We start from the raw sequence: 2,242 nt of genomic DNA, 5'->3' as shown, positions 1-2,242 counted from the left end.
CGATTAAATATGAACAAAATGTGAACGGGATTTGGAGGATTGGGAAAGAGTTTCTATCTTTGCCCCACTGAAAACGAGAGTAGATCAGTCAAGCGCAGAAGAGCTTTTAGATAAGCGGGATACATTTTAAAGAGAACGACTTCATATAAAGGATAGGGGGCTGTTTTTATTTTAGGGAAAGTTATTTCTCTTAAGGTAACGATAGTGTTTTATTTACTTATATAGGATACGCTGAAGCGGATTTAATTTCCGGAAACTTTTTTTTTAAAAAAGGTTGCGGGATTAAAAAAGATCAGTATCTTTGCAGTCCCGATTGGGGGAGCGCAGGAGTAGAGGACTTGAAGGTTTGGAAAGAGGTTAAGGTTAAGAAAAAAAACTTTAAATTATTTTTCAGAAACATTTGGTCAGTTCAAAATAAATTATTACTTTTGCACTCGCAAATACGAAACAAAAACTGACAGAGAAAATAGTTTTGTAGGAAGCGGAAGATAAAGAAGATCATTGACATACAATATAACAACCAAGTAAGGAAAAACTAAAGCGTAAAATAACTTTGAGTGAGTCAAGAACAAACATACAATGGAGAGTTTGATCCTGGCTCAGGATGAACGCTAGCGGGAGGCCTAACACATGCAAGCTGAGCGGTATTTGTCTTTCGGGACAGAGAGAGCGGCGTACGGGTGCGGAACACGTGTGCAACCTGCCTTTATCTGGGGGATAGCCTTTCGAAAGGAAGATTAATACCCCATAACATATTGAGTGGCATCACTTGATATTGAAAACTCCGGTGGATAGAGATGGGCACGCGCAAGATTAGATAGTTGGTGAGGTAACGGCTCACCAAGTCGATGATCTTTAGGGGGCCTGAGAGGGTGATCCCCCACACTGGTACTGAGACACGGACCAGACTCCTACGGGAGGCAGCAGTGAGGAATATTGGACAATGGGTTAGCGCCTGATCCAGCCATCCCGCGTGAAGGACGACGGCCCTATGGGTTGTAAACTTCTTTTGTACAGGGATAAACCTACCCTCGTGAGGGTAGCTGAAGGTACTGTACGAATAAGCACCGGCTAACTCCGTGCCAGCAGCCGCGGTAATACGGAGGGTGCAAGCGTTATCCGGATTTATTGGGTTTAAAGGGTCCGTAGGCGGATCTGTAAGTCAGTGGTGAAATCTCACAGCTTAACTGTGAAACTGCCATTGATACTGCAGGTCTTGAGTAAGGTAGAAGTGGCTGGAATAAGTAGTGTAGCGGTGAAATGCATAGATATTACTTAGAACACCAATTGCGAAGGCAGGTCACTATGTCTTAACTGACGCTGATGGACGAAAGCGTGGGGAGCGAACAGGATTAGATACCCTGGTAGTCCACGCCGTAAACGATGCTAACTCGTTTTTGGGCTTTAGGGTTCAGAGACTAAGCGAAAGTGATAAGTTAGCCACCTGGGGAGTACGTTCGCAAGAATGAAACTCAAAGGAATTGACGGGGGCCCGCACAAGCGGTGGATTATGTGGTTTAATTCGATGATACGCGAGGAACCTTACCAAGGCTTAAATGGGAATTGATTGGTTTAGAAATAGACCGTCCTTCGGGCAATTTTCAAGGTGCTGCATGGTTGTCGTCAGCTCGTGCCGTGAGGTGTTAGGTTAAGTCCTGCAACGAGCGCAACCCCTGTTACTAGTTGCTACCATTAAGTTGAGGACTCTAGTAAGACTGCCTACGCAAGTAGAGAGGAAGGTGGGGATGACGTCAAATCATCACGGCCCTTACGCCTTGGGCCACACACGTAATACAATGGCCGGTACAGAGGGCAGCTACCTAGCGATAGGATGCGAATCTCGAAAGCCGGTCTCAGTTCGGATTGGAGTCTGCAACTCGACTCTATGAAGCTGGAATCGCTAGTAATCGCGCATCAGCCATGGCGCGGTGAATACGTTCCCGGGCCTTGTACACACCGCCCGTCAAGCCATGGAAGTCTGGGGTACCTGAAGTCGGTGACCGTAAAAGGAGCTGCCTAGGGTAAAACAGGTAACTAGGGCTAAGTCGTAACAAGGTAGCCGTACCGGAAGGTGCGGCTGGAACATCTCATTTTAGAGTCTCGTTTTTACGAGAATAAACAAAATCAGTATTGTCGAAAGACGGTACATTTGAACTTACTTTAAAGTTTAAGCTTTAGTTTTTTATTGGTTGCTTATATTAAAAATACAAACCCACTAGAAATTAGTATAAGGGATAAGAGA

The 2,242-nt window shown here is 45.0% G+C and carries 1 rRNA gene; it reads left to right on the top strand.

What is annotated here, in order from left to right:
• Positions 1 to 576 precede the first annotated feature (576 nt).
• Positions 577 to 2,093, top strand: a 16S ribosomal RNA gene (locus CHA01nite_RS20280).
• Positions 2,094 to 2,242: the final 149 nt, after the last annotated feature.

The organism is Chryseobacterium hagamense, assembly GCF_007991455.1.
Taxonomy (GTDB): domain Bacteria; phylum Bacteroidota; class Bacteroidia; order Flavobacteriales; family Weeksellaceae; genus Chryseobacterium; species Chryseobacterium hagamense.
This window is presented reverse-complemented; position numbering and strand designations above follow the sequence as displayed.